Source organism: Candidatus Pelagibacter communis, assembly GCF_001180025.1.
GTDB lineage: Bacteria > Pseudomonadota > Alphaproteobacteria > Pelagibacterales > Pelagibacteraceae > Pelagibacter > Pelagibacter ubique_A.
This window is the reverse complement of sequence record NZ_CVSK01000075.1, coordinates 1-26,069: the sequence shown is the minus strand read 5'-3', so window position 1 is coordinate 26,069 and position 26,069 is coordinate 1. Positions and strand designations below refer to the sequence as shown.

At 30.3% G+C, this 26,069-nt stretch carries 25 protein-coding genes, 1 tRNA gene and 1 other RNA gene; 9 read left to right on the top strand and 18 right to left on the bottom strand.

Annotation, left to right across the window (positions count from 1 at the left end):
- Positions 1–50: 50 nt before the first annotated feature.
- Positions 51–293, bottom strand: coding sequence for a protease modulator HflK N-terminal domain-containing protein (locus tag AMN83_RS05075; protein ID WP_082255121.1), 243 nt, complete (start codon positions 291–293; stop codon positions 51–53).
- Here AMN83_RS05075 and AMN83_RS05070 point away from each other — a divergent pair, their 5' ends adjacent.
- Positions 294–1,169, top strand: coding sequence for an Mrp/NBP35 family ATP-binding protein (locus tag AMN83_RS05070; protein ID WP_082255120.1), 876 nt, complete (start codon positions 294–296; stop codon positions 1,167–1,169).
- Here the strand turns inward: AMN83_RS05070 and thyX are convergent.
- Positions 1,150–2,097 carry an FAD-dependent thymidylate synthase gene (gene thyX / locus AMN83_RS05065; protein WP_075504581.1) on the bottom strand — a complete coding sequence of 316 codons (948 nt, stop codon included), beginning with the start codon at positions 2,095–2,097 and terminating at the stop codon, positions 1,150–1,152. The genes AMN83_RS05070 and thyX overlap by 20 nt on opposite strands.
- Positions 2,098–2,101: 4 nt before the next feature.
- On the opposite strand from thyX, the gene ssrA reads away from it, so the two are divergent.
- Positions 2,102–2,401, top strand: a transfer-messenger RNA (tmRNA) gene (ssrA, locus tag AMN83_RS05060).
- 91 nt (positions 2,402–2,492) lie between these two features.
- Here ssrA and AMN83_RS05055 read toward each other — a convergent pair.
- From AMN83_RS05055 to AMN83_RS05030, 6 genes are all read right to left on the bottom strand, one after another.
- Positions 2,493–3,071, bottom strand: a complete 579-nt coding sequence (locus AMN83_RS05055) for a hypothetical protein (protein ID WP_075504580.1) — start codon at positions 3,069–3,071, stop codon at positions 2,493–2,495.
- A gap of 119 nt (positions 3,072–3,190) precedes the next feature.
- Positions 3,191–3,472, bottom strand: a complete 282-nt coding sequence (locus AMN83_RS05050; RefSeq protein WP_075504579.1) for a hypothetical protein — start codon at positions 3,470–3,472, stop codon at positions 3,191–3,193.
- Between the two features lie 184 nt (positions 3,473–3,656).
- Positions 3,657–6,317, bottom strand: a complete 2,661-nt coding sequence (ppdK, locus tag AMN83_RS05045) for a pyruvate, phosphate dikinase (RefSeq protein WP_075504578.1) — start codon at positions 6,315–6,317, stop codon at positions 3,657–3,659.
- A complete protein-coding gene (gene glyS / locus AMN83_RS05040) occupies positions 6,317–8,383 on the bottom strand; it encodes a glycine--tRNA ligase subunit beta (protein ID WP_075504577.1) in 2,067 nt (688 codons plus the stop codon). The genes ppdK and glyS overlap by 1 nt, the downstream gene beginning before the upstream one ends.
- Positions 8,383–9,264: a glycine--tRNA ligase subunit alpha gene (locus AMN83_RS05035; protein WP_075504582.1), complete on the bottom strand. Its 882-nt coding sequence runs from the start codon at positions 9,262–9,264 to the stop codon at positions 8,383–8,385. The genes glyS and AMN83_RS05035 overlap by 1 nt, the downstream gene beginning before the upstream one ends.
- A complete protein-coding gene (locus AMN83_RS05030) occupies positions 9,254–10,060 on the bottom strand; it encodes a S49 family peptidase (protein WP_075504576.1) in 807 nt (268 codons plus the stop codon). The genes AMN83_RS05035 and AMN83_RS05030 overlap by 11 nt, the downstream gene beginning before the upstream one ends.
- Positions 10,061–10,174: 114 nt before the next feature.
- Between AMN83_RS05030 and AMN83_RS05025 the strand changes: the two genes are divergently transcribed.
- Positions 10,175–11,188 carry a polyprenyl synthetase family protein gene (locus tag AMN83_RS05025; protein WP_075504575.1) on the top strand — a complete coding sequence of 338 codons (1,014 nt, stop codon included), beginning with the start codon at positions 10,175–10,177 and terminating at the stop codon, positions 11,186–11,188.
- On the opposite strand, the gene pdxH is transcribed toward AMN83_RS05025, so the two are convergent.
- On the bottom strand, positions 11,185–11,811 hold the full coding sequence (gene pdxH, locus AMN83_RS05020) for a pyridoxamine 5'-phosphate oxidase (RefSeq protein WP_075504574.1): 627 nt from the start codon (positions 11,809–11,811) through the stop codon (positions 11,185–11,187). The genes AMN83_RS05025 and pdxH overlap by 4 nt on opposite strands.
- 33 nt (positions 11,812–11,844) lie before the next feature.
- Between pdxH and aroC the strand changes: the two genes are divergently transcribed.
- Positions 11,845–12,927, top strand: a complete 1,083-nt coding sequence (aroC, locus tag AMN83_RS05015) for a chorismate synthase (protein WP_075504573.1) — start codon at positions 11,845–11,847, stop codon at positions 12,925–12,927.
- A gap of 6 nt (positions 12,928–12,933) precedes the next feature.
- Here aroC and dxs read toward each other — a convergent pair whose 3' ends face one another.
- Genes dxs through AMN83_RS05000 form a run of 3 tightly spaced genes read right to left on the bottom strand, consistent with a single transcriptional unit; the run spans position 12,934 to position 15,951 of the window.
- Complete coding sequence (dxs, locus tag AMN83_RS05010; RefSeq protein WP_075504572.1) at positions 12,934–14,850, bottom strand: 1-deoxy-D-xylulose-5-phosphate synthase; 1,917 nt, start codon at positions 14,848–14,850, stop codon at positions 12,934–12,936.
- Positions 14,847–15,719: a polyprenyl synthetase family protein gene (locus tag AMN83_RS05005; protein ID WP_075504571.1), complete on the bottom strand. Its 873-nt coding sequence runs from the start codon at positions 15,717–15,719 to the stop codon at positions 14,847–14,849. Before AMN83_RS05005 ends, dxs begins: the two co-directional genes overlap by 4 nt.
- A complete protein-coding gene (locus AMN83_RS05000; RefSeq protein ID WP_075504570.1) occupies positions 15,703–15,951 on the bottom strand; it encodes an exonuclease VII small subunit in 249 nt (82 codons plus the stop codon). Before AMN83_RS05000 ends, AMN83_RS05005 begins: the two co-directional genes overlap by 17 nt.
- Positions 15,952–15,971: 20 nt before the next feature.
- Between AMN83_RS05000 and AMN83_RS04995 the strand changes: the two genes are divergently transcribed.
- From AMN83_RS04995 to AMN83_RS04985, 3 genes are read left to right on the top strand one after another with little or no spacing between them, the layout of a single operon-like run.
- A complete protein-coding gene (locus AMN83_RS04995) occupies positions 15,972–16,907 on the top strand; it encodes an L-threonylcarbamoyladenylate synthase (protein ID WP_075504569.1) in 936 nt (311 codons plus the stop codon).
- Entirely contained in the window at positions 16,904–17,626 is a 723-nt protein-coding gene (locus AMN83_RS04990; RefSeq protein WP_075504568.1) for an ABC transporter ATP-binding protein, read from the top strand. Before AMN83_RS04995 ends, AMN83_RS04990 begins: the two co-directional genes overlap by 4 nt.
- A 2-nt stretch (positions 17,627–17,628) precedes the next feature.
- Positions 17,629–18,420: an ABC transporter permease gene (locus AMN83_RS04985; RefSeq protein ID WP_075504567.1), complete on the top strand. Its 792-nt coding sequence runs from the start codon at positions 17,629–17,631 to the stop codon at positions 18,418–18,420.
- 2 nt (positions 18,421–18,422) lie between these two features.
- On the opposite strand, the gene AMN83_RS04980 is transcribed toward AMN83_RS04985, so the two are convergent.
- Positions 18,423–18,499: transfer RNA gene (locus tag AMN83_RS04980), tRNA-Arg, on the bottom strand.
- 23 nt (positions 18,500–18,522) lie between these two features.
- On the opposite strand from AMN83_RS04980, the gene AMN83_RS04975 reads away from it, so the two are divergent.
- Both AMN83_RS04975 and rpoH read left to right on the top strand, forming a co-directional pair.
- Positions 18,523–19,518: an RluA family pseudouridine synthase gene (locus tag AMN83_RS04975; RefSeq protein ID WP_075504566.1), complete on the top strand. Its 996-nt coding sequence runs from the start codon at positions 18,523–18,525 to the stop codon at positions 19,516–19,518.
- 26 nt (positions 19,519–19,544) lie between these two features.
- Positions 19,545–20,438, top strand: a complete 894-nt coding sequence (rpoH, locus tag AMN83_RS04970) for an RNA polymerase sigma factor RpoH (protein WP_075504565.1) — start codon at positions 19,545–19,547, stop codon at positions 20,436–20,438.
- On the opposite strand, the gene AMN83_RS04965 is transcribed toward rpoH, so the two are convergent.
- The 5 genes from AMN83_RS04965 to AMN83_RS04945 all read right to left on the bottom strand — a co-directional run.
- Positions 20,435–21,727, bottom strand: a complete 1,293-nt coding sequence (locus AMN83_RS04965; protein ID WP_075504564.1) for an adenylosuccinate synthase — start codon at positions 21,725–21,727, stop codon at positions 20,435–20,437. The genes rpoH and AMN83_RS04965 overlap by 4 nt on opposite strands.
- A complete protein-coding gene (gene thiD, locus AMN83_RS04960; RefSeq protein WP_075504563.1) occupies positions 21,727–22,539 on the bottom strand; it encodes a bifunctional hydroxymethylpyrimidine kinase/phosphomethylpyrimidine kinase in 813 nt (270 codons plus the stop codon). Before thiD ends, AMN83_RS04965 begins: the two co-directional genes overlap by 1 nt.
- Position 22,540: 1 nt before the next feature.
- Positions 22,541–23,872 carry a phosphoglucosamine mutase gene (gene glmM / locus AMN83_RS04955; RefSeq protein ID WP_075504562.1) on the bottom strand — a complete coding sequence of 444 codons (1,332 nt, stop codon included), beginning with the start codon at positions 23,870–23,872 and terminating at the stop codon, positions 22,541–22,543.
- Complete coding sequence (gene folP, locus AMN83_RS04950) at positions 23,872–24,924, bottom strand: dihydropteroate synthase (protein WP_075504561.1); 1,053 nt, start codon at positions 24,922–24,924, stop codon at positions 23,872–23,874. Before folP ends, glmM begins: the two co-directional genes overlap by 1 nt.
- Positions 24,925–24,930: 6 nt before the next feature.
- Positions 24,931–26,069, bottom strand: a 1,139-nt coding sequence (locus AMN83_RS04945; protein WP_143323646.1) for an ATP-dependent metallopeptidase FtsH/Yme1/Tma family protein, incomplete at its 5' end; no start/stop codon positions are given.

Below are 26,069 nucleotides of genomic sequence, written 5' to 3'. Positions count from 1 at the left end.
AACTTTAATTATTTTATCAATTTTTGTAATTGTTCTAAGTAATTTTAATTTTAAAGCAATACTCTATAAAGTCCGCTCGCCAGCCATACAAAAAATAAAACCAATAAAATTAAACTGATTGATTTTCCTCCTGAAGTTTTTCCACCAGGTAAAAATCTTTTAACCTTATCTTGAAGATCTCTAATTAATTCGTCGACATTTGGAGGTGTAGGACCTCTACCTGATCCATTACCACTGCCACCTCCACCAGGAGGTGATCCCCAAGGACTTTGACCTTTAAAATCGTCTGACATATGCCAAAGTATATAGTGTCTTTATTGCAAAAAACAAGTAATGATACTTTTATGACTGATAAAAAACCTGAACTTAGTGCCGCAATGAAAACTAAGCTAGAACCTAAAAAATTCACTAAAAATCCTATTATGGGAACTAAGTTTACAATTGCAATCTCTAGTGCAAAAGGTGGTGTTGGAAAATCTACATTTGCAACGAATCTTGCTTTAGCTTTGAAAAAAGTTGGGTGCAAAGTTGGTCTTTTAGATGCAGATATTTATGGTCCATCAATTCCTAAAATGTTTAATATTAATGAAAAACCAAAAAGTGATGGTCAAAAATTAGATCCAATTACAAAATATAACATTCAGTGTATGTCGATTGGTTTTTTAGCTGATCAACAAACTCCAATGATATGGCGTGGTCCTATGGTAACAAGCGCAATTAAAACTTTTACTCAGAAAGTAAATTGGAAAGATTTAGATTTTATTATCGTTGATATGCCTCCAGGAACTGGTGACACTCAACTTACATTTTCACAAGAAATAAAAATGGATGGTGCAATAATTGTAAGTACACCTCAAGAAGTGGCTCTTTTAGATGTAAAAAGAGGAATAAAAATGTTTGATAAACTTGGAGTTAAGATTTTAGGTTTAGTTGATAACATGAGTTTTTTTATAGGAGACGATGGAAAAAAATATAAAATTTTTGGAGAAGGTGGTGTTAAAAAAACTGCAGAGGAATTTCAAAAAGAATTTTTGGGTGAGATTCCAATTAATCCAGAGGTTGGTAAAACTGGAGATGAAGGAAAGCCCATTGTGGAAACTAACCCCGAGCATGAAATTTCTAAAATATATTTAAATTTTGCTGAAAAAATTAAATCAACTTATCTTTAAGATCAAAAGCAGTCATTAATTCATTCCACTCTCTTTTAGAGAGGCCAGAACTTTCAACATCTACATTCTCACCTCTAATAAGTTTTTGAATAATTAACTTTCCTTTTGCAGAAACCTCAGTACCACCTACTCTATAATCCATAAAAGCATCATAAGTTATAGGAACCCATTTCTTTACAGTATCCAGCATTATATCGGCATAAACTCTAATTTCATATTGAGCATGACTATCAGCTCTTAATCTCAAAAAATTCATTAAGTTTAATAAATCAGTTTTCCAATACCATTGAGTATAAGTATTGAGTGTTAAATTCATTCTTGCAAGTTCTCTCGCTAAGCCTTTTTTATTTTCATTAATAGTTGATCCATCAAATCTTTCATTAAGCATAGTCTCATAATTGTCATAAGTTCTCTCTGCATCACTTTTTAAAAGTTCCAAAACTTCCTCTGCCTGTTTTCCCTCTAATACATCTCCTCGACCCTGTCGGTTACTAGTTGATTGAGCAGCTAAATTTTCTTGTGAAGGTAAATAAAATTCTTTATCCAGGATTGAATACCTTGCAGAATATTCATTAACATTTGCAGTTCTATGTCTAATCCATTGTCTTGCAATAAATATTGGAAGCTTAACATGGTATTTTATTTCACACATTTCAAATGGAGTACTATGCCAATGTCTCATCAAATATTTAATTAAACCTTTGTCAGTCGAAACTTGTTTTGTTCCTTTTCCATATGACACTCTGGCTGATTGGACTATGGAAGTGTCATCACCCATATAATCAACAACTCTCACAAAACCATGATCTAAAGCTGGAATTGCCTCATATAAGATTTTTTCAAGCTCAGGAGCAGTAACTCTTTTTGTTTGATTGCTTTGAGATTGTTGATTTTTTATTTCTTCTTGTTGTTCTTTAGTTAATTTCATGATTGTTATTGAATCTATTGTAATTACTTTTATATTAATAATGTTGGTTTTCCAACTACGACGATAAACGAATTTCGTAATAACCATTGCGGACGTGGGGGCAGTACCCACCACCTCCACCATTGCAACTTATGGGGGTGAACTAGATTCGACGGGTGACTAAAGGCTATTCTTTCGTTCGGGATTGTTCCACCGTAACGGGCTAATTTATAATTGCTAACGAAAGTTACGCACTTGCTGCCTAATTAACTCAGTTAATTAAGCAAACGGGGTCTGGGGCACCTGGCAACAGAACGCCCCTTATTAAAGGATTCCCTTATCCATACTCATTTTCTAAAAATAAAGTTCAATGAAGGTTCAATGAAGTTTCAATGAAGTCTAGAAACTAGATTTAATTAATAACCTTTTTTTTTAACATAATAAAATTCCTCACCACTGTTTGAATTATCTGTTTTTTTTTCAACTTTAAATTCAAAATTCTGTAATACAAAAATTCCTTCTTTTTGTTTTGTGAAATGAAATCCAGCAACTTTGTTTGATTTAAAATTTCCTAATTTCCAATCAATTTCAAACACTTTATCTGAAATATTTTCCCACAATCCAGTAAATTTATCAGTACTAATCTTATTATGTTCATCTTTTGTCATTAAAATTGTTCGATCATTATCCCAAAATTCTTTCCAATAATCTTCGAAGTTAAGTTTTGTTTTTAACATATTATTATATGTCACAGATCTACCTTGAAAAAAATGATCTCTAACAAGTTCTGACTTTACTCTAGCATGACCCTTTTGATCTAAAATTTTACCTACTGCTCTAACTGATATGCCAACTACTCTCCAACTCCATTCCTCCCAACCTGCGATTGACGTTAAGAGATTTTTCTTTTTTTGAACATCAAAAGATGACTCAAAAATTTGAATATAAAATTTGTAAATCTGTTCTTTAATTTGTTGTGACGGTTCATTCAACATAAGGATTTAAAAATTATTTAAATAAAGAGCATAAATAGGAAGCAGCATGAATAAAACTACAATAGAACTCCAAGTTAACGCTAACACATATGCTATAATTGTTCTTAATTTTTCAATCATTACATTGATTTTCTATAATTCAATTCTGCGCCTTCAAGATAATAGCATCTCCAACCAAAATTCAATGCTTTAATTCTATCGTTCTTTGATAAATATATCCGAGGATATTCTCCTTTATAATTTTTCATAACTTCATCTACCTTCCAACCATCATAGACATATCTATATAAATCATTCTCATCTGAGCATTCCACCCATGCTGGATCTTCACCAGAAATAATTATTAACAGCAAAAGAAATGATAAAAATGAAAAAAATATAATTTTTAATTTTTTTTTCATAATAAGATATTAACCTCTAATTATGACATTCTTTTGAAATTGCCCCAATTCTCAATGAAGTCTAGAAACAAGGTTTTTGAAAAAAGGTCAAACTTTCAATGAAGTCTTCAATGAAGTATTTAAATAACCTAGGTATTTTGGTATGATTTGGTTCTCGGGGGACACAGAACGCCCCCTACTTAATTTAATTTTTTTTAATTTCAGCTTGAGCGGCAGCCAACCTTGCAACAGGAACTCTATAAGGTGAACAAGAAACATAATTCAATCCTGCATTAGAACAAAAAGATATACTATGTGGATCTCCTCCATGCTCTCCACAGATACCCAGCTTTAGATTTTTGTTTTGTTTTCGTCCTTTTTCTACTGCTATTTCAACTAAGTCTGAAACTCCTTCATCTATTGAAACAAAAGGATCAACAGAAAATATTTTGTTTTCTAAATAATCATTTAAAAATTTACCGCTATCATCTCGACTAATCCCAAAAGTAGTCTGTGTTAAATCATTTGTTCCGAAACTAAAGAATTCAGCATGCTTAGCAATCTCCTTTGCTTTTATTGCCGCTCTAGGTAATTCAATCATCGTTCCTACTAAAAATTCTATTTTCAATTTGTTTTCCTGTTGAACTTGAATAGCAGTTCTGATTACTAATTCTTTCATTATTTTAATCTCAGCCTCTGTGGATACTAAAGGTATCATTATTTCAGGAAATGCAGATTTAATTTTACTTTTTTTGAGGTAAGCCAAAGCCTCAAATATAGCTTTACATTGCATTTCATAAATTTCAGGAAAAGATATTCCTAGACGACATCCTCTATGACCTAACATAGGATTTTGCTCATGGAGCTCTTCAATTCTTGACTCAACCTCTTTAACTGGGAGATTAACTATACTAGCAACCTCATTAATTTCCTTTTCTGTGCGTGGTAAAAATTCATGTAATGGTGGGTCCAACAATCTAACTGTGACTGGTAATCCACTCATGATTTTAAAAATATCTATAAAATCTTTTCTTTGATGCGGTAACAGTTTTTGTAACGCTATTGCTCTGTCTTCTTTTGTTTTAGATAATATCATTTCTCTTACAGACAAAATTCGTTCTTCATCAAAAAACATATGTTCGGTTCTACATAATCCAATGCCCTCTGCACCAAAATCTTTTGCTGTTTTGGTATCTTTTGGGGTCTCAGAATTTGTCCTTACTTTTAATTTCCTAAAGTTATCTGCCCAAGACATTAACTTGGAAAAATCACCAGATATTTCAGGTTTCACAGTTGAAACACTTCCAGCAATAATTCTTCCCGTTGAGCCATCAATAGTGATTACGTCTCCTTCCTTAATCTCCATTGAAGAAGTTTTAAAAGATTTATTTTCATAATTGATATCAATTTCACTTGATCCTGATACACATGGTCTACCCATACCTCTTGCAACAACAGCCGCATGACTTGTCATTCCTCCTCTAGCAGTCAAAATTCCTTTAGCAGCATGCATTCCTTGTATATCTTCTGGAGAGGTCTCTACTCTGACCAAAATTGTATCTTGCATCATTGCATTTAGTCTCTCAGCCTCCTCTGATGTAAATACAACTTTACCACTGGCTGCACCAGGTGATGCTGGCAATCCATTTGCTATTACATTAATTGTGCTTTTTTCATCCAATGTAGGGTGCAAAAGTGTATCCAGAGAGTTTGGATCAATTCTTAATACAGCTTCTTTTTTAGAAATTAATTTTTCTTTAACCATATCAACTGCAATCTTAACTGCTGATTTTGCTGTTCTTTTTCCTGATCTTGTTTGAAGCATCCATAGTTTATTACTTTCGACTGTAAATTCTACATCTTGCATATCTTTGTAATGCATCTCTAATTTTTTTAAAATTTTTTGAAGTTCTCTAAAAACTTTTGGCATAGATTCTTCCATTGATAACTCTTTTACTTTGGCATCCTGTCTAGCTTTTTTAGTAATATATTGAGGTGTCCTTGTACCAGCTACAACATCTTCGCCTTGCGCATTAATTAAATACTCACCATATATTTCATTTGATCCATCCGATGGATTTCTTGTAAACACAACTCCTGTTGCACAATCATCTCCCATATTTCCAAAAACCATAGATTGAACATTTACAGCAGTTCCCCACTCGGCTGGAATTTGATTTAATTTTCTATAAACTTTTGCTCTATTACTTTCCCACGATAAAAATACTGCACTTATTGCTCCTAGCAATTGTTCATAAACATCTTGAGGAAAATTTTTTTTTGCCTTTTCTCTTACTGTTCTTTTAAAATCTTCAATTAATCCATCCCAATCGCTTTCATCTAAATCTGTATCTAACAGAACACCTTTCGTAAGTTTATAGTTTTCAATTAATTCCTCAAAATGATAACCTTCTACACCCATTACCACATTACCATACATTTGAATAAATCTTCTATAACTGTCTTTAGCAAATCTTCCATTTTTAGTTTTAATTGCTAAAGCTTGAACTGTTTTATCGTTCAGACCCAGATTTAGAATAGTATCCATCATACCTGGCATTGATACTCTTGCACCAGATCGAACAGACAACAAAAGTGGATTTTTTAAGTCTCCAAATTTTTTAGAAACATCTTTTTCTATTATTTTTAATTCTTTTTTAATTTGAGAAATTAAATTTTTATTTAATTTTTTTTTATCCTTATAAAAAATTTCACAAACTTTTGTAGATATTGTAAAACCAGGAGGCACTGGAAGACCCATTCTTCCCATTTCGGAAAGATTAGCACCTTTTCCTCCTAAAAGGTTTTTAGGATTTTTAATTTTTTTATTATTCTTAGAATTAAAGTTTAATATAAGTTTTTTCATTAAAGGGAGTCGATTAGAGAAAAATTAACATAATTGTTGAACGTTTTACACATCATTTGGATTAGTTCCAACCTATTCTTCTTTATGACTGGATCATCTTCATTCACAATTACATTGTCAAAAAAGTCAAAAACCTCTCTTTTAACGCTAGCTAAATTGTCCAATGTTTGAACATAATTTTCATCTTTACCAATTCCTGAAAAATATTTCTTTAATTCACTTATTTTTTTAAACAAGTTTTTTTCTAACTCAGTTTTAAAAATACCAGGGTCAGTTGTATTTGATAATTCTATTTTATCATTTTTTAATTCACCGTCTAAAATGTTTGAGGCTCTTTTATAACTTGCGATAATATCTAAACCATCTGGTTTGTTAATAATTTTATTTAAATGTTTAGCTTTATTAAAAATAATAACAGATTGATTTAAGTTAAAAGAACTAGTTGATGCTTGAATTATATCATTTCTAATATTTTCTTCCTTCATGTGATATTTTAATCTATCCATTAAAAAATCTGATAATTCATTTTGTAAAGAATGGTTATCAATTTCAAAACCTTGATCTAGATACAAGCTTGAAGAATAATTAATTAAATCTTTTATTTTAAAATCTTTTTTATTTTCAACTATTATTCTTATTACTCCTAATGCTAATCTTCTTAGAGCATAAGGATCTTTAGAACTTGTTGGCTTTTGATTTAAACCAAAAAAACCAACTAAAGTATCTATCTTATCAGCCAAAGATAGGGCTATACTAAATGGTTTTTTTGGAACTCTCGAACCTGAACCTGTAGGTAAATATTGCTCACTTATCGCTAAAGCCAAATCTTTATCAAAACCTTGTGCAGTAGCAAAATAACCTCCCATCACACCTTGGAGTTCTGGGAATTCACCCACTAGTTCTGATAATAAATCAACTTTACAAACTGATGCTGATAATTCAACTTTTTCTTTACTGATTAAAAGTTCATCAGATATCATTCCACCCAATTTTCTCATTCTTTGGGCTTTATCAAAATAACTTCCTAATCCTTTAAAATAATTCATTGATTTTAAATCAGTAACTTTTTTGACCATATTTTGAGATTTATCTTTTTTCCAAAAAAATTCTGCATCACTTAATCTTGCTTCAACCACTCTTTCATTTCCTAATTTAATTAATCCCTTTTTATCTTTTTTGTTTGCAACCACTAAAAACTCATTCGTAATATTTTCTTTATTATCAAATACAGGGAAATATTTTTGATGGTATTGCATGGTAATAATTAATATTTCTTTTGGAATATTTAAAAATTTCTTATCAAATTCACAAAGAAGGATATTTGGTTGATCTGTCAAATCTACAACTTCATTAAGTAATCTAGGATTATGTTGAATCTTAATATTTTTATTTTTTAATATATTGTTGAATTTTTTTTCTATTAGCTTTTTTCTTTCATTGTGATCAACGATAATGTCAATTTTTTTAAAAAAACTTTTATAATTTTTAAATTCTAAGAAAGACTTTTTATTTTCCTCAAATTCTTTATCAATAAAAGTTGAGTTAGAAGATGTTAGGTGATGAAAATTAAAATTTAACTTTTTTTTATCAAATACAGCTAGAATTGACTTTAATGGTCTACCCCAATTTAGATCAAAAGTTCCCCAATACATTGATTTTTTCCATTTAATTTTATTTAATAATATTGGGATAAATTCCTCTAGTAATTCGTGTGTGCGCAATTTTTTTGATTTTGTCTTGAAAAAATAAAATTCTCCTTTGTCTGTTTTCTTATGATATAGATCCTCCTTTAGGATTTTATTTGACCTAACAAACCCCTCGAGTGCTGCCTCTGGTGACTTAATATTTGGACCTTTAATCTCCTCAGATTTTTGTACAACATTTTTTTGAACACCTTCAAATAATACCACTAGTCTGTTTGGTGTTGAATATGACGAGCTTTTTTTAAATAAAATTGATTTTTCTAAAAATAAATCATTAAAACTTTTAAGTAAGTCTTCCCTTAAATTTTGTTGAAGATTTGAAGGTATTTCTTCACTAAATAATTCTAAAAAAAACTCTGACATTATTTTTGACTATCTAACCAAACGCCTGCTGCAGATTTTGTAATATCTCTTATTCTAGCAATATAACCAGCTCTTTGTGCGACACTGATAGCACCTCTTGCATCTAGAATATTAAAAACATGACTGGCTTTTAAACATTGATCATATGCTGGTAAAGAAATTTTCTTTTCTACCAAATCTTTTGCCTCAGACTCATGCATTTCAAACATTTTCAAAAGTGTTTCTACATTCGCATGTTCAAAATTATACGCTGAAAATTCTTTTTCAGCTTGGTGAAAAACTTCGTGATATTTTACACCTTCATCATTCCACAATAAATCATAAACGTTTTTTTCTTTTTGAGTGAACATACAAATTCTTTCTAAGCCATAAGTGATTTCAACTGATACAGGTTTACAATCAAATCCAGCCATTTGTTGAAAATAGGTGAATTGAGTAATTTCCATTCCATCACACCACACTTCCCATCCCAATCCTGCAGCACCTAATGTTGGACTTTCCCAATCATCTTCAACAAACCTTATATCATGATCATTATGATCTATTCCTATAGTAGATAAACTATTTAGATAAAGTTTTTTTATATTTTCAGGTGAAGGTTTGATTAAAACTTGAAATTGATAATAGTGTTGTAACCTGTTTGGATTATCTCCATATCTTCCATCTGTGGGTCTTCTTGATGGTTGTACGTAAGCTGCTTTCCATGGTTTAGTTCCAAGTGATCTTAGAGTAGTAGCTGGATGAAAAGTTCCTGCACCAACCTCAATATCATAAGGCTGAAGAATAATGCATCCCTTTTTGCTCCAAAATTTCTGAAGATTTAAAATTGTTTCTTGGAATGTTTGAATTTTTTTTTTTTCTTTTTTTGCTTTAGAAACCATATCTTTGCCAAATTGATCTTTCATCTAAAATACTTGCTATTTGATCTACTTGATTGCTAGATGAAGAAAGTTTTTGACTTAACCATCCTTTTGATTTTTCAAATTTTTTAATAATTAAATCCTCACCAAATTTATCTTTTAATATTTCATGTGCGTTACCTACTCCGTCAATCAATCCTAAATTTTTTGCTTTACTACCTGACCAAAACTCACCTGAAAAAAGTTCTACATCAGATTTGTTTAATTTTGATCCTCTGCTTTTTTCAACAACATCTATAAAGTCTTTATGAAGATCCAATTGAATATTTTTTAATCTTTCAATATCATCATTTTTTTCTTCTAAAAATGGATCAAGTGTGCTTTTGTTTTTGCCAGCAGTATGAACTCTTCTTTCAACCCCAATTTTTTTTATCAACTCTGTAAATCCAAAAGAAGAATATATCACTCCTATAGATCCAATTATTGAACTTGAATTTGCATAAATTTCGTCCCCAGCACAAGAAATCAAATAGCCTCCAGAAGCTGCTACGTCTTCAGCGAATACAATAACTTTTTTTTTGTGTTTTTTTGCTTGTTGTCTAATAAAACTGTAGATCAAATGAGATTGAACTGGTGATCCTCCTGGAGAATTGATTGATATAGCAACACATGTCGCTTTTTTCAGTGAAAAAGCCTTTTTAATTAGTTCTTCTTGACCTGCAAAATCAATACCTTGTTTAAATTTTCCAGCATTACCAATAATTCCACTTAATTTTAAGTGAGCAACAATTTTTTTCTTTTTAAAAAAAGAGAACATAGGTAAGTCTTATAGAATTATTTATTGAATATAAAGACTACTTATAATTGAAGAAACTGGTGCGTCAATTGATAAGTAATATATATAAACAAATTATACTAATTTAAAAATGTTATGGGAACAGTTGTACAGCTTAAAAATCAGATAAATGATTCATATTTTAAGCTTAAAGACTCAGTTGAAGAAAAACTAGTTTTAACCGAAGAAAAAATAAAATCAAAATTATCTAGTGAAATACAGCTGGTTCAAAAAATGACAGATTATCACATAGAAACTGGAGGAAAAAGACTAAGGGCTTTACTAACTTTGGGTAGTGCAAAATTATGCGGTTACTCTAAAGGCTCTAGAGATATAAATTTAGCTGCGTGTGTTGAATTAATTCACAGCGCAACGTTGATGCATGATGACGTAATTGATGAAGGCACTGTTAGAAGAGGGAAAGAAACTTTAAATAAAGTTTGGGATAATCATTCGTCAGTTTTAATAGGTGATTATCTATTGAGTAGATGTTTTGAAATGATGGTAGAAGACGGAAACCTAGAAGTTTTAAAATTATTATCTTCCACTTCATCTAAAATTGCTCAAGGAGAAGTTTTGCAACTTCAACACAAAGGTGAAGTTGATATGCTGGAAGAAACATATTTAAAAATAATCTCAGCAAAAACTGCTGAGTTATTTGCAGCATCAACTAAAGTTGGTGCAATTTTATCAGATGCAGAAAATAAAGAAAAAGATGCTCTAGAATTTTATGGAAGAAACTTAGGATTAACTTTTCAAATAGCAGATGATACACTAGACTATAATGCTGAGCTCAAACTATTTGGTAAAAAAATTGGTCAAGATTTTTTTGAAGGAAAAATTACCTTACCAATAATTTTACTTTTTCAAAAATTAGGAAATCATGAAAAGAAAATTTTATCGAATATGTTTAAAAAAGAGTTAAGAACAAAAAATGACTTTAATGAAATTATTACTCTTATAAATAAGTATAAAATAATCCAGGAATGCTATCAAAAAGCACAGCACTATATAAATTTAGCCTCAAATTCTCTAAGTGTATTTAAAGAATCTGAAGAAAAAAATATTCTTAAAAGATTAACATCATTTAGTTTGTCAAGAAATTTTTAAGGACTTAATAAAGACTTTATCCACTTCCCAGAGTTATCTTTATTGTATTTTAATCTCTCATGGATTCTGTTCTCACCATCTAGCCAAAATTCAATACTATTTGGAGATAAAATCCATCCAGACCAGTGACTTGGTCTTGGTACATCTAATTTGTTGCTATATTTTTTTTTGTAATCTTGTATAGATTTTATCAATTGTTCTCGCGATTCTAATTCTTCACTTTGCTTAGAAGCCCATGCTCCTATTCGACTTTCATATGCTCTAGATGAATAATATTCATCTGCAACCTGATCAGAAACTAATGACACCTTTCCATTAATTCTTATTTGTCTTAGGAGACTTTTCCAATGGAAACACATCGCAGCATATGAATTTTCTTTTAATTCATTTCCCTTTTGACTATTTAAATTTGTATAAAATACGAATCCATCCTTGTTGAAATCTTTAAGTAAAACCATTCTAACTGAAGGAATATTATTTCTATTTGACGTGGCCAAAGCTACAGCGTTTGGATCATTTGGCTCAGTTTTCTTTGCTTCCTCCATCCATTCATGAAATATTTGAATTGGATCATCTATGTCAAGAAAGCAACTATTAAGACCTAAAGAGTTTTTTTGATTCATAATTTAAACAAAATAATCTATATAATATAGATAATGTCATTTAATACTTTTGGAAAGCTATTTCGCTTCACAACTTGGGGAGAGTCTCATGGGCCTGCAATTGGTTGTATTATTGATGGTTGTCCTCCAAACATAAATCTTAAAGAGCAAGATATTCAAATAGAATTAGACAAAAGAAAACCAGGACAATCTAAATTTACAACTCAGCGAAAAGAGGATGATAAAGTTCAAATATTGTCAGGGGTATTTGAGGGTAAAACTACAGGAACACCTATTTCTCTCATAATCTACAATAAAGATATGAGATCCAAAGATTATAGTAATATTAAAGATAAGTTCAGACCAGGACATGCAGATTTTACTTATTTTAAAAAATATGGAATTAGAGACTATAGAGGTGGTGGTAGATCTTCTGCTAGAGAAACTGCAGCACGAGTTGCGGCTGGTGCAATAGCTAAAGTAGTACTTCAAAAAAAATTAGGTAAAAAATTTAAAGTAATTGGTGCAGTAACTCAGCTAGGAATTCTTGGATGTGATACAAATCAATGGAATGATAAAGTAATTTCAAAAAATCCATTTTTTTGTCCTGATAGATCAATGATTAAATTATGGGAAAAATATTTGCTTGGTGTAAGAAAATCAGGTTCCTCATGTGGAGCAGTGATTGAAATAAGAGCAAGAGGTATCCCGGTTGGTTTAGGTGCTCCAATTTATTCAAAATTGGATACAGACATAGCTTCAGGTCTAATGAGTATTAATGCAGTTAAAGGCGTAAATATTGGTGCTGGAATGAACTCAGCACAATTAAGTGGAGAACAAAATTCAGATGAAATATCTTCAAAAGGAAATAAATTAAAATTCAATTCAAATAACGCTGGTGGAATTCTTGGTGGAATTTCTACTGGCCAAGAAATTGTTGCATCTTTTGCTGTCAAACCAACATCGTCAATTTTAACTAATAGAAAAACTATAAATAAATTTGGGAAAAATACTTCAATATCTGTTAAAGGTAGACACGATCCTTGTGTGGGAATTAGAGCTGTACCAATTGGTGAAGCTATGATGAACTGTGTTTTACTTGACCACTACTTAATGAATAAAGCCCAGTGTAGTTAGTTTAAATTAATTTTTCACAACTCTTATTGTCTCTTTTTGAAACAAAATATCAGCAATTTTCTTAGAAATTTGAGAACTGTTTAATCCAGCTTTATCGTACATTTTTTTTGGATCATCTTGTTCAATAAATTTATCTGGTAAAGTCATTGATCTAAATTTTAAACCTTTATCAAATACTCCTCTTTCAGCTAATAAATTTTTAACATGAGAACCGAAACCACCTATTGATCCTTCTTCAACAGTTATCATAAGCTCATGTTCCTTAGCAGATTTTAGTATAAGTTCTTCGTCTAAAGGCTTAGCAAATCTGGCATCTATCAAAGTTGTTGAAACTCCTTTTGCTTTTAATTCCTCTACGGCTAACTTGCACTCTTCAAGTCGAGTTCCGAGGTTTAATATACAAACTTGTGTCCCTTGTTGAACGACTCTCCCTTTACCAATTTCAATTTTTGCATCTATAGATGGGAGATCAACACCTACTCCAGTTCCTCTTGGATACCTGATTGCAGAAGGTTTGTCATTTATATCTACTGAAGTATTAATCATTTTAACTAGTTCAGCTTCGTCACTTGCTGCCATTACTACAAAGTTAGGCAAAGTTGATAAGTAAGTTATATCAAATGAACCAGCATGTGTTGATCCATCAGCACCAACTAAACCTGCTCTATCTATCGCAAATCTAACTGGTAAACTTTGGATAGCAACATCGTGGACAACTTGATCATATGCTCTCTGTAAAAATGTAGAATAAATTGCAGCATATGGTTTGTATCCTTCTGTTGCTAGACCGGCTGCAAAAGTTACAGCATGTTGTTCTGCAATTCCTACATCAAACATTCTATTTGGAAACTCCTTACTAAAAATATCCATGCCAGTCCCTCCTGGCATCGCTGCTGTTATTCCAACTATTTTGCTATCTTTTTTGGCATGTTTAACTAAGGTATTTGCAAATACTTTTGTATAAGCTGGAAGGTTAGATTTACTCTTTATTTGTTCGCCAGTCTCAACATTAAATTTTGACACTCCATGATAATGATCATTTGCTTTTTCTGCATAAGAATAACCTTTTCCTTTTTGAGTTTTGATATGAATCATTATAGGACCCTCATGTCTTGATTCTTTTGCGTTTTTTAAAATTGGAACTAGACTTGATAAATCATGTCCATCTATAGGACCTGCATAATAAAAACCTAGTGAACTAAACAATGTACCTCCAGTAACTGCTGAACGGAAAAAATCCTCTGCTTTTCCTGCTTTAGCACTAAATCTTTTTGAAAATGCAGATGTAATTAATTTTAAAGTTTCCCTAAGACTAAAATATATTTTACCCATAAATAATTTTGCCAAGTAAGTTCTCATTGCTCCAACTGGTTTTGCAATTGACATGTCGTTATCATTTAAAATAACAATCATTTTTGTCTTAGATGCTCCAGCATTATTCATAGCTTCGTAAGCCATACCTGCACTAATTGCTCCATCACCTATGACGGCTATTACATTGGAAGACTTATTTTCTAATTTATTTGCCTCAGCTATTCCTAATGCTGATGAAATAGATGTTGAACTATGGGCTGCTCCAAATGGGTCATACTCACTTTCAGATCTTTTTGTAAAACCTGATAAACCATCACCCTGTCGTAAAGTTCTAATCTTATCCTTTCTTCCAGTTAAAATTTTATGAGGGTAAGATTGATGACCAACATCCCATATTAATTTATCATTTGGTGTGTCAAAAACATAATGAAGTGCGACTGTCAATTCAACCACTCCCAAACCAGCACCAAGGTGACCTCCTGTTTCTGAAACAGCACTTATCATTTCCTCCCTCACCTCATCTGCTACTTTTTGTAAATTATCTTCAGAAACTTTTCTTAAATCAGATGGAAAGTTGATATCATTTAAAAATTGATAATTTTTTTTCATTTTTTTCTATTCAATATATAGTCCAATGTTTCATTCATTTTTTCAGATCTTGAACCGTATTTTCTTAAATTCTTATTAATATCTTTTATTATCTTATCACAATACTTAACTGAGTCATCATAGCCTATTAAATTTATAAGTGTTGCCTTACCTTTTTTTTGATCTTTTCCTGTTTTTTTCCCGGCTTCCTTAGATTTGCTTTTCAAATCAATTAAATCATCAGCTATTTGGAATAAAAGACCAATTTTTGATCCAATATTTTCAAAAAATTTAATTTCTTGGATAGTTTTTTTCTTAATTATTGCTGGAGCCGCACAACAAAAACTAAATAACATTCCTGTTTTCTTTATTTCCATTTCTAGTATTTTATTCCTTGATATTTTCTTTTTCTCATAGCTCAAATCTAAATATTGACCACCAGCTATTCCTAAATGACCTGAACATTCTGATAATTTTTTGATTAAGTTAATTTTTATCTTTTCATTTAATTTCAATTTAGGACTTGATAAAATTTCAAAAGCTAAAGTTAGTAAAGAATTTCCGGCTAGAACTGCTGTAGACTCACCAAATTTAATATGAGTTGAAGGCTTCCCCCTTCTTATATCATCATCATCCATGCAGGGTAGATCGTCATGAATAAGTGAATAAGCATGAATACATTCGACAGCTGACCCAACTATTATCAATGTTTTATAATCAATTGAAAATAATGACCCTAAGTCAATTAAGATTTTAGATCTTATTTTTTTTCCACCTGGAAATAAACCATACTTCATAGGTGACATTAACTGAGAATATTTTTGTGAAGTAATATATTTTTTAAGAAATATATTTGTATCTTTAGCTATTTTATTAAGCTGTTTTTTCATTTTTTTTAGTTATCTCTTTAATCTTTTTATTTGTTTCTTCTCCAATAGATTTAAAATTTTTATAAAATTTCTTTTCAATAATATTATTTAATTTTAGAAGTTCTTGATAACTTTCAACTGAATTATTTAAATCGTTTTCCTTCTCTAGAGACTCTATGATCTTATTTGCTTTTTCTGTAAGCTCCTCAACTGAGTACTGATCATAATCAAGTGGTAATATTTTATCTTTCATATAATAATAATTATTAATACATGAAATTTATTCAATCAAATATCAAAAAAGCAAAAAAATATTTAGATAATAATCATTGTATTGCGGTACCAACAGAAACTGTTTATGGGCTCGCTGCAAACGCGTACTCGAATAGTGCTGTTAAGAAAATATTTAGTCTTAAAAAAAGACCATTAAACAATCCACTTATTGTCCATTATTATGATATCCAAAGACTTAGGAAGGACTGTGATATCAATGATAATTTAGTAAAACTTTACAAAAAATTTTCTCCAGGCCCAATAACTTATGTTTTGAAATTAAAAGATAACTCAAAAATATCAAAATTTGTCACCAATAATAAAAAAAGTATTGCTGTTCGTTTTCCTAATCATAAATTGTTCAGAAACTTATTAAAAAATTTAGATTATCCAGTAGCTGCGCCTAGTGCAAATATATCCTCAAGATTAAGCTCGGTTAAACCATCTGATGTAAAAGAAGAATTTGGTTCAAAAATTAAATATATTTTAAATGGAGGAAAAAGTAAAATTGGAGTTGAATCCACAATATTAAATCTTCTAGAAAAACCATCACTTTTAAGATATGGAGGCCTAGATACTAAGAAAATTGAAAATGTTTTAAAAAAAAAATTATTAATTAATATAAATTCAAAAAAAAAATTATCACCTGGTTTATTTCCGCTTCATTACTCACCTGGGATACCTTTAAGAGTCAATGTTAAAAAACCAAAAAAAGATGAGGCTTATTTATTAATAAAAAAAAGAAAATCAAAATTAAAAAACCATTATTATTTATCCAAAGTAAAAAATATAAAAGAGGCTGCAAAGAATTTATATTCAACTTTAAGAAAAATTAAAAACGATGGTTTTAAGAAGATTGCAGTTGAAACGATACCAAACAAAGGTCTTGGCAAAACAATTAACGATAGATTAAAGAGAGCCTCTAAATATTCATGACAAATTCTATTGAAGTAATAAATCTATCAAAAAAATATAAAGATAAAGAAGCAGTAACTAATATAAATTTTAAAATTAATGAAAATGAAATGGTTGGTTTATTGGGACCTAATGGGTGTGGAAAAACTACAACTATTGGAATGATTTTAGGATTATTAAAACCAAGTAGTGGTGAGGTTTTAATCAACGGAGAGAATATTGAAAAAAATAAAATCTCACTTCTTCATAAAATGAATTTTATTTCACCTTATATTGAATTACCTAAAAAACTTAAAGTTAAACAAAATTTAATTGTTTATGGAAAATTATATAACATTCAAAATTTAAATGAACGAATAGATCACCTTGCAAATAAACTTAGATTAAAAAACCTTTTAAACAAAATTACAGGAGAGCTTTCTTCTGGACAAAAAAATAGAGTAAGTCTTGCTAAAGCTTTAATAAATGATCCAACGGTACTTTTGTTGGATGAGCCCACGGCCTCATTAGATCCTGAAACTGGTGATTTTGTAAGATCTTTTTTAGAAGATTACAAAAAGGAAAAAAAAATATCAGTTTTGCTTGCCTCACATAATATGGAAGAAGTAAAAAGATTATGTAGTTCTGTTTTAATGATGAAAGATGGTTTAATAGTGGATAGAGGAACTCCTGAAGAATTAATAAAAAAATATGGAAGAAGAAATTTAGAGGAAGTATTTTTAGAAATTGCGAGAAAATAAAAATGAATTTAATTAGAATTTATGGTCTTTTTTTAAGACACTTTTATTTAATAACTAGATCATTTCCAAGAATATTAGATTTAATTTATTGGCCTTCAATTCAAATTACTCTTTGGGGATTTATTTCTAATTTTTTTGCAGCTCATAGCTCTTATTACAGTGGTGCAGTAGGAGTCATTCTTTCATGTGCAATTCTTTATGATTTTTTATTTAGAACTAGTATTGGCTTTAATATGTTGTTTTTGGAGGAAATTTGGAGCAGAAATTTTACAAATCTATTTATTGCGCCGATGAAAATTAGTGAGATAATTGTTTCTCTGGTTTTTACTGCATTAATAAGAGCATTAATTGGTTTGATCCCAGCTATACTATTAACTTCTCCTTTGTTTGGTATATCTTTGCTAAAACTTGGTCTTCCTTTAGCATTTCTTTTCTTGAGTCTGTATTTATTTGGAATAACACTTGGTCTTTTTGTTTCAGCAGGATTGTTAAGATTTGGACCATCTTTTGAGAATATTGCATGGTCTACCATGTTTTTATTAGCACCTTTCGGCTGTATTTACTATCCAGTTGAAACACTGCCAGGAATCTTCCAATCAATCGCTTTCGCACTTCCATTAGTTTATATTTTTGAAGAGACTAGAAATATCTTGGTCAATGGAATGGTAAATTATGAAAATATTATTAATGCAATCTATCTGAACGGGTTTTATTTAACTTTGTCTATACTTGTATTTTATTACTCTTTCGACAAAGCAAGAGATAAAGGAACTTTAATAAATATAGGTGAATAAACTGGTGCGCCTGCTAGGAGTCGAACCCAGAACCTCCTGATCCGAAGTCAGGCGCTCTATCCAGTTGAGCTACAAGCGCATATAGTATTAATATTATATTTTATGGAAAAAAACATTAATTTTATAGTCAAAGAGGATGAGAAGAATTTAAGGGTTGATGTTTTAATTAACAAAAGACAGGAATTAATTAGTAGAACTAGAATTAAAAATTTAATTTTAAAAGAAAAGTTAACACTAAATAATGAAATAATTAAAAGCCCATCAAAAAAAGTCTCGATTGGTGATACTATAAATCTTAAGATTCCAGAGCCTGAAATAGCATCTCTTAAACCTTACGAATTTAAATTAGAAATAATATACGAAGATAACGATCTATTAGTAATTAATAAACCTGCTGGAATAATCATGCATCCAGGAGCTGGAAATTATGATAAAACAATTGTTAATGCATTGATGCATTATGATAAGGATTCTTTATCAAATATAGGTGACGAGTTAAGACCTGGTATTGTTCATAGAATTGATAAAAATACATCTGGTTTAGTTGTAATTGCAAAAAACAATGAAACTCATGAAAATTTATCAAAACAATTTAGTGATCATACAATTATAAGAGAGTACCAACTTTTAATATGGGGAAAATTGAGACCCTCCTCAGGAAGGATTGAAACATTTATAACTCGTAGTTCAAAAAATAGACAACTAATGGAAGTTAGTAGTTCTAAAGGTAAGAAAGCCATAACAAATTATAAAACACTTGAAATTTTTGAAAATCAAAAAACACCAACTTTAAGTTTAGTTGAATGTAAACTAGAAACAGGAAGAACACATCAGATAAGAGTTCATATGAACTTTAAAGGTAATAGTCTAGTTGGAGATGACAAATATAAAAAAAAATATAAAAAATTAAAAAATATTGATTTTGATATCCAAAATTCAATTACTAAATTAAATAGACAATTCCTGCATGCAAAAACTTTGGGATTTATACATCCACGTACTAAGAAAGAGATGATTTTTTCCTCACTTTTGCCACAAGATCTAAATAATATCCTAAAAATGCTTAGAAATACTGAAGAATTAATTATTGAAAATTAGGTATAATTTATTAAATAAACACTCCTATGAGCACAACAATAAGCAACAATCTGCCAACACTTTCTAATGAAGGTGGATTATCTGCATATTTAGAGCAAATTAAAAAATTTCCGATGTTAGCTGCAGAAGAGGAATATATGCTAGCAAAAAACTGGAAAACGACTGGTAATATTAAAGCTGCAGAAAAATTAGTCACTAGTCACTTAAGATTAGTTGCAAAGATTGCTATGGGCTACAAAGGATATGGTTTGCCTATTAATGAAATGATTTCAGAGGGAAATGTAGGTCTTATGCAAGCTGTTAAGAAATTTGAACCAGAAAAAGGTTTTAGATTGGCAACTTATGCAATGTGGTGGATTAAGGCTTCTATTCAAGAATATATTTTAAGATCTTGGAGTCTTGTCAAAATTGGAACTACTACTGCTCAAAAAAAATTATTTTTTAATCTAAAGAAAATTAAAAATCAAATTTCTCCAGAAACTGAAGGTGACTTAAGAGATGAACATGTTGATCATATAGCTAATAAGCTCGATGTAAGTAAAGAAGAAGTCGTTTCAATGAACAGAAGACTTTCTGGAAAGGAGTTCTCGCTAAATGCTCAAGTTGGGGAAGATGGCGATGAATGGCAAGACTGGTTGGTTGATAAAGAACTTGATCATGACTTAAAATTTGCTCACCACGAGGAAATGGAACAAAGAAAAGATTTATTAAAAGACTCTATTAAAGTTCTTAACGATAGAGAAAGAGAAATTTTATATTCAAGAAGACTAAATGATGACCCAACTACACTAGAAGATTTGAGTAAAAAATATAAAATTAGCAGAGAAAGAGTAAGACAAATAGAAAATAAAGCATTTGAAAAACTCCAAAAGCACATGCTTCTATTAGCTAAATCAAAAAATCTTTTACCCGCAAACTAAACCTCAAAAGGGTTTTCAATTAAAATAGTATCATCTCTTTCTGGACTAGTTGAGATACTTGATACTTTTGCACCAATAAAATCTTCAACAGCAAAAATATATTTTTTTGCATTTTCAGGTAACGAGTCTATATTTTTTACTCCACTTGTGGAAATTTTCCAACCTGGAAAAGTTTCATAAATTGGTTTTATTTTTATTTGGTCCTCTACAGCAGCGGGTAGATAATCTAATCTTTCGCCATTTAGATCGTAAGCAACACACATTTTAATTTCATCTAATTCATCAAGTACATCTAATTTTGTTAAAGCGATACCATCAATCCCTGAAACTTTAATTGTTTGCCTCACTAAAACACCATCAAACCAACCGCATCTTCTTTTTCTACTTGTAACAGTTCCAAATTCTTTTCCACGTGTTCCTAAAAGTTCACCGATATCATCTGTTAACTCTGTTGGAAAAGGGCCTTCTCCAACTCTTGTTGTATAAGCTTTTGTAATTCCAAGAACATAATTTATTGAATTAGGGCCACAACCAGTTCCTGTAGCTGCGCTTGAAGCAACAGTGTTAGATGAAGTTACAAAAGGATAAGTTCCATGATCTACATCAAGTAAAATACCCTGGGCTCCTTCGAACAAAATTTTCTTTTTTTGTTTTTTAAATTGATCAATCTTTAGCCAAACTGGCTGAGAGAATTTTAATATTTTGGGTGCTATTTTAAGCAAATCAGATTTAAGCTGGTCTTTTTCAAAAATTTTTTTTCCTAGACCTTTTCTAATCGCATTATGATGAACTAATACAGAGTCGAGTCTTTGATCTAAATTTTTTTCAGATCTTAGATCCATTACTCTTATAGATCTTCTTCCAACTTTATCTTCATATGCAGGTCCAATTCCACGTCTTGTAGTTCCTATTTTGCTTTTTCCTGCTGCATCCTCCCTAATCTCATCCATTTCTCTATGAAAAGGCAAAATTAAATTTGCGGACTCCGAAATAATAAAATTATTTACATTTACTTGTACGCCTTTAGATTTTATTTCCTCTATTTCCTCTAATAAAGCCCATGGATCTACGACAACTCCGTTGCCAATAATTGATATTTTACCTTTTCTAACTATTCCAGATGGCAATAATCTCAATTTATACGTAACACCATCAATCACTAAAGTATGACCAGCATTGTGACCTCCTTGAAATCTTATTACAACATCAGCCTGTTCAGATAACCAATCAACAATTTTTCCTTTACCTTCGTCACCCCATTGAGATCCAACAACGACTATATTTTTCATTATTTAAATTTTCTGTTTACTTTTAAGGAAGTGAGATGGTTAATTGGGCCATGACCTTTTCCGTATTTCGGGTTTGATTTAATTGCAGAATTTACATACTTAATTCCTAGCTCACAAGATTTCTTTACTGTTTTTCCACATGATAAAAAAGTTGTAACTGAGCTAGATAATGTACAACCTGTACCATGAGTATTTTTTGTTTTGTGACGCTCGCTTTTGAAGATCTTTATGTCTTTTGTGTTTATTAAAATATCTATTACATTTTTATGCTTTAAATGACCACCTTTTATAAGTACATTTTTGGCTCCTAATCCTATAAGTTTATTAGCAGCAAAAATCATATCCTCTTTTGTTATAATTGTTGTTTTAGTCAAAATTTCTGCCTCTGGGATATTGGGGGTAATAAGTGATACTTTTTTAATTAATTTTAATTTTAATAATTGAATAGCTTTACTATCTATAAGTTTAGCTCCTCCTTTAGAAACCATAACTGGATCTAATACAATTTTTTTAACTTTAATTACATCCAGAGCCTTTAGTACCATTCTAATAACCTCTGAAGAATGTAGCATACCAATTTTTATTGCATCAGGCCTTATATCTTTGCAACTATAAATAATTTGATTAAAAATTTCTTTTGGATTAATTCCAACAATTGATTTTACACCTATGGTATTTTGAGAAGTAACTGCTGTTATTGCTGTCATTGCATAAGAACCTAGAGCAGTGATAGTTTTTATATCAGCTTGAATACCTGCACCACCGGATGAGTCAGATCCTGCAATAATTAAAATTTTAGAATTAGGTTTCAATTTATTTAATTTTTTTTGTAATCATATTCATACATTTATATAGAAGAGCTTTGTTTTCACTTTCTCCCATTACTCTTATTTTAGATTCTGTTCCTGATTTTCTTACTAAAATTCTTCCTTTACCTTTAATTAATTTATCTGCATTTTTTATAATTTTTTTTATCTCTGGTTTGTTAATAATATTTTTATCTTTTACTTCAATATTTTCTAATAGCTGAGGTGTTTTCTTAAATTGTTCAAAAAATTCACTTGCTTTTTTTCCTTTTCTTAAAGCAAAAAGAGCTTCTAAAGCTACTAGCAAACCATCTCCCGTAGTTGCAAATTTACCTAAAATAATATGTCCTGATTGTTCACCACCTAAATTAAAATTATATTTTTGCATTTTTTCTTTAACATATCTATCTCCAACATTTGCCCTTAAAAATTTTATTCCTTTTGATTTAAAATATTTTTCTAATCCATAATTTGACATTAATGTTCCAACAACTCCCCCTTTTAGCATTTTTTTATTTTTCCATCTTGTTGCTAACGCAGCTAAAATTTGATCTCCATCTATTATATTGCTTTTTTCATCGCACATTATAATCCTGTCAGCATCTCCATCTAAAGATATTCCGATATGTGCTTTATATTTTTTTACAGCAGATCTAATGTTTCTTGGAAAAGTTGATCCACATTTTTTATTTATATTTAAACCATTTGGCTTAACACCTATTGCTATGACTTTAGCTCCTAATGATTTCAATAATTTAGGACCTGCCTTATAACCAGCACCATTTGCACAATCGATCACTATTCTTAACCCTCTTAAATTGAACTCTTTTGTGAAATTTTTTTTTAATATTTTAATATATTTTTTGGTACCTGTTTCTAATCTTTTAACTCTTCCTAATTTTTCACAATGCGAAAGGTTTTTTGAAATTTTTTTATCTATAAGTCCCTCAATTTTTTTTTCTATTTTATCTGATAATTTCATTCCATCAGGACCAAACAATTTTAAACCATTGTCAAAATGTGGATTGTGAGAGGCGGTAATCATTATGCCCATATTGGCCTTCATTTCTTTTGTTAGCATAGCCAACCCATTTGTTGGTAGGGGTCCCAGGGTATAAACATGCATACCTGCTGAAGCCAAACCTGAAACAAGAGCTGGCTCAAGTGTATAACCTGACAATCTCGTATCTTTTGCAATTATTGCTGTTTGTTTTCTTTTTTTTTGTGATTTAAAATATTTTCCGCTTGCAAGTCCAAATTTAAAGAACATATCTCCATTTATAAATTTACTATTAACTGCTCCTCTTATTCCGTCTGTTCCAAAATATTTTTTTGTCATTAATTTTTGACTATCTCGTTAAAAACTTTAATACCTTGCTTAACCTCATTAACATCATGAATTCTTAAAATCTGAATTCCTTGCATTAAAAGATATAGTGAAGAGGCCATAGTTCCACCGATTCTTGTTTTGCTATCATTTTTTTTTGATATATCTTTAATAAATCTTTTTCTTGAATTCCCTACTAGTATAGGAAAACCTAATGAATGAAAAATAGAAACACTTCTAATAAGATTCATATTATGTTTCAAATTTTTTCCAAATCCAATTCCAGGATCTAAAATTATATTATTGTGTTTAATACCCTTAGATCGTATTAACTTAATCTTTTCTTCAAAATAATCATATATATCTAATAATTCATTTTTATATTTCGCTTTCTTTTGCATATTTTCTGGTGTGCCAACTGAATGCTGTATTACAAATGGAATTTTATACTTTTTTAAAATATTTATTGTTTTGGGATCATAACTTAATCCTGAAACATCATTAATCAGTTTAACCCCCATTCTAATACCATTTTCCATAATTCTAGACTTTCTTGTGTCTAAAGATATTGGTATTTTTTTTACAATTAATTTTAATATTTTATTAATTCTATTCCATTCTTGCTTTTCATGTACAGGCTTAGATCCTGGTCTTGTAGACTCTCCACCAACATCTATTATTGATGCGCCACTTTTGTATAAACTAACAGCTTGAGCGATGCCCTTATTTTTTTTATTAAATTTTCCTCCATCCGAAAAACTGTCGGGTGTAAGATTTAATACTCCTAAAATATTTGGAATTTTTTTAAAATTAAAATTTGAAAAATTTATTTTTTTTGAATTTATTTTTTTAATATCTGCATTTATTTTTTTTTTTAAATTATTTGGTAATTTCTTGACTTGATTTATAGAAATTCTTCTGATCTTTTTTCTTGTAATAATCTCAACATGATCAAAAGATATTTCTTTAATCTGATGTAACGGGATAGATTTTTTTTTATTTACTAAAATTTTAGATTGATTACCAAAGTAGAAATTACACGCTCTTGTGTAATATCTTTGCATTATTTATTAATGAACAATTTTAGGTTTCAAACCCATAGCACCCAGAGCTGAGTCTTGATCATCTTTTGTTTCTGGATTATCTAAAACTTTATCTTTAGGATATAAATTTTTATTAATTATATTCTCTATTTCTTCACCAGTTAATGTTTCATATGTTATCAAAGCTTTGGCGATTTTATGTAAGTCATCTATTTTTTCTGTCAAAATTTTCTTAGCTTGGTTATATCCTTCATCAACAAGCTTTCTTATTTCTTTATCAATTTTTTGAGCAACTTCCTCTGAAACAGATTGAGTTTGAGTAACCGATCTTCCTAAAAATACTTCTTCTTGATTTTCTCCGTATTCTACAGGGCCCATTTCCTCACTCATACCATATTTTGTCACCATGGCTCTTGCAAGTTGTGTAGCTTGGTTAATATCTGAACCACTTCCACCACCTGCACCTGTGGATATATTGTCTTTTCCAAAAATTAATTCCTCAGCAACTCTACCTCCAAAACAAACTGCCAATCTTGCTTTTAAATATTTTATTGAGTAACCATGTTTGTCCCTCTCTGGTAAATTCATTACCATTCCAAGAGCTCTTCCTCTTGGTATAATAGTTGCTTTATGTATTGGGTCATAGCTTGGCATATTGAAGGATACTAAAGCATGACCTCCTTCATGGTATGCTGTAAGTTTTTTCTCATCTTCGGTCATAACCATTGAACGTCTTTCAGCACCCATCATTACTTTATCTTTGGCTTCTTCAAATTCTAATAATGTTACAATTCTTTTATTTTTTCTTGCTGCTAACAAAGCTGCTTCATTAACCAGATTTGCGAGATCAGCTCCTGAAAAACCTGGTGTACCTCTTGCTATTGTTCTTAAATTGACATCTGGTGCCATTTTTATTTTTTTCACATGAACTTTTAAAATTTTTTCTCTTCCAATAATATCTGGGTTCGAAACCACTACCTGTCTATCAAATCTTCCTGGTCGCAACAAAGCTGGATCAAGCACATCTGGTCTGTTAGTTGCGGCAATAATAATAACACCTTCATTAGTGTCGAAACCATCCATTTCAACTAATAACTGATTTAATGTTTGTTCTCTTTCATCATTTCCACCACCTAAACCAGCTCCTCTACTTCTTCCAACAGCAT

Excerpts from the sequence above, each read along its gene's own strand:
- AMN83_RS05075 (WP_082255121.1), bottom strand. The coding sequence starts at position 293 with ATGTCAGACGATTTTAAAGGTCAAAGTCCTTGGGGATCACCTCCTGGT.
- AMN83_RS05070 (WP_082255120.1), top strand. The coding sequence starts at position 294 with ATGCCAAAGTATATAGTGTCTTTATTGCAAAAAACAAGTAATGATACT.
- thyX (WP_075504581.1), bottom strand. The coding sequence starts at position 2,097 with ATGAAATTAACTAAAGAACAACAAGAAGAAATAAAAAATCAACAATCT.
- AMN83_RS05055 (WP_075504580.1), bottom strand. The coding sequence starts at position 3,071 with ATGTTGAATGAACCGTCACAACAAATTAAAGAACAGATTTACAAATTT.
- AMN83_RS05050 (WP_075504579.1), bottom strand. The coding sequence starts at position 3,472 with ATGAAAAAAAAATTAAAAATTATATTTTTTTCATTTTTATCATTTCTT.
- ppdK (WP_075504578.1), bottom strand. The coding sequence starts at position 6,317 with ATGAAAAAACTTATATTAAACTTTAATTCTAAGAATAATAAAAAAATT.
- glyS (WP_075504577.1), bottom strand. The coding sequence starts at position 8,383 with ATGTCAGAGTTTTTTTTAGAATTATTTAGTGAAGAAATACCTTCAAAT.
- AMN83_RS05035 (WP_075504582.1), bottom strand. The coding sequence starts at position 9,264 with ATGGTTTCTAAAGCAAAAAAAGAAAAAAAAAAAATTCAAACATTCCAA.
- AMN83_RS05030 (WP_075504576.1), bottom strand. The coding sequence starts at position 10,060 with ATGTTCTCTTTTTTTAAAAAGAAAAAAATTGTTGCTCACTTAAAATTA.
- AMN83_RS05025 (WP_075504575.1), top strand. The coding sequence starts at position 10,175 with ATGGGAACAGTTGTACAGCTTAAAAATCAGATAAATGATTCATATTTT.
- pdxH (WP_075504574.1), bottom strand. The coding sequence starts at position 11,811 with ATGAATCAAAAAAACTCTTTAGGTCTTAATAGTTGCTTTCTTGACATA.
- aroC (WP_075504573.1), top strand. The coding sequence starts at position 11,845 with ATGTCATTTAATACTTTTGGAAAGCTATTTCGCTTCACAACTTGGGGA.
- dxs (WP_075504572.1), bottom strand. The coding sequence starts at position 14,850 with ATGAAAAAAAATTATCAATTTTTAAATGATATCAACTTTCCATCTGAT.
- AMN83_RS05005 (WP_075504571.1), bottom strand. The coding sequence starts at position 15,719 with ATGAAAAAACAGCTTAATAAAATAGCTAAAGATACAAATATATTTCTT.
- AMN83_RS05000 (WP_075504570.1), bottom strand. The coding sequence starts at position 15,951 with ATGAAAGATAAAATATTACCACTTGATTATGATCAGTACTCAGTTGAG.
- AMN83_RS04995 (WP_075504569.1), top strand. The coding sequence starts at position 15,972 with ATGAAATTTATTCAATCAAATATCAAAAAAGCAAAAAAATATTTAGAT.
- AMN83_RS04990 (WP_075504568.1), top strand. The coding sequence starts at position 16,904 with ATGACAAATTCTATTGAAGTAATAAATCTATCAAAAAAATATAAAGAT.
- AMN83_RS04985 (WP_075504567.1), top strand. The coding sequence starts at position 17,629 with ATGAATTTAATTAGAATTTATGGTCTTTTTTTAAGACACTTTTATTTA.
- AMN83_RS04975 (WP_075504566.1), top strand. The coding sequence starts at position 18,523 with ATGGAAAAAAACATTAATTTTATAGTCAAAGAGGATGAGAAGAATTTA.
- rpoH (WP_075504565.1), top strand. The coding sequence starts at position 19,545 with ATGAGCACAACAATAAGCAACAATCTGCCAACACTTTCTAATGAAGGT.
- AMN83_RS04965 (WP_075504564.1), bottom strand. The coding sequence starts at position 21,727 with ATGAAAAATATAGTCGTTGTTGGATCTCAATGGGGTGACGAAGGTAAA.
- glmM (WP_075504562.1), bottom strand. The coding sequence starts at position 23,872 with ATGACAAAAAAATATTTTGGAACAGACGGAATAAGAGGAGCAGTTAAT.
- folP (WP_075504561.1), bottom strand. The coding sequence starts at position 24,924 with ATGCAAAGATATTACACAAGAGCGTGTAATTTCTACTTTGGTAATCAA.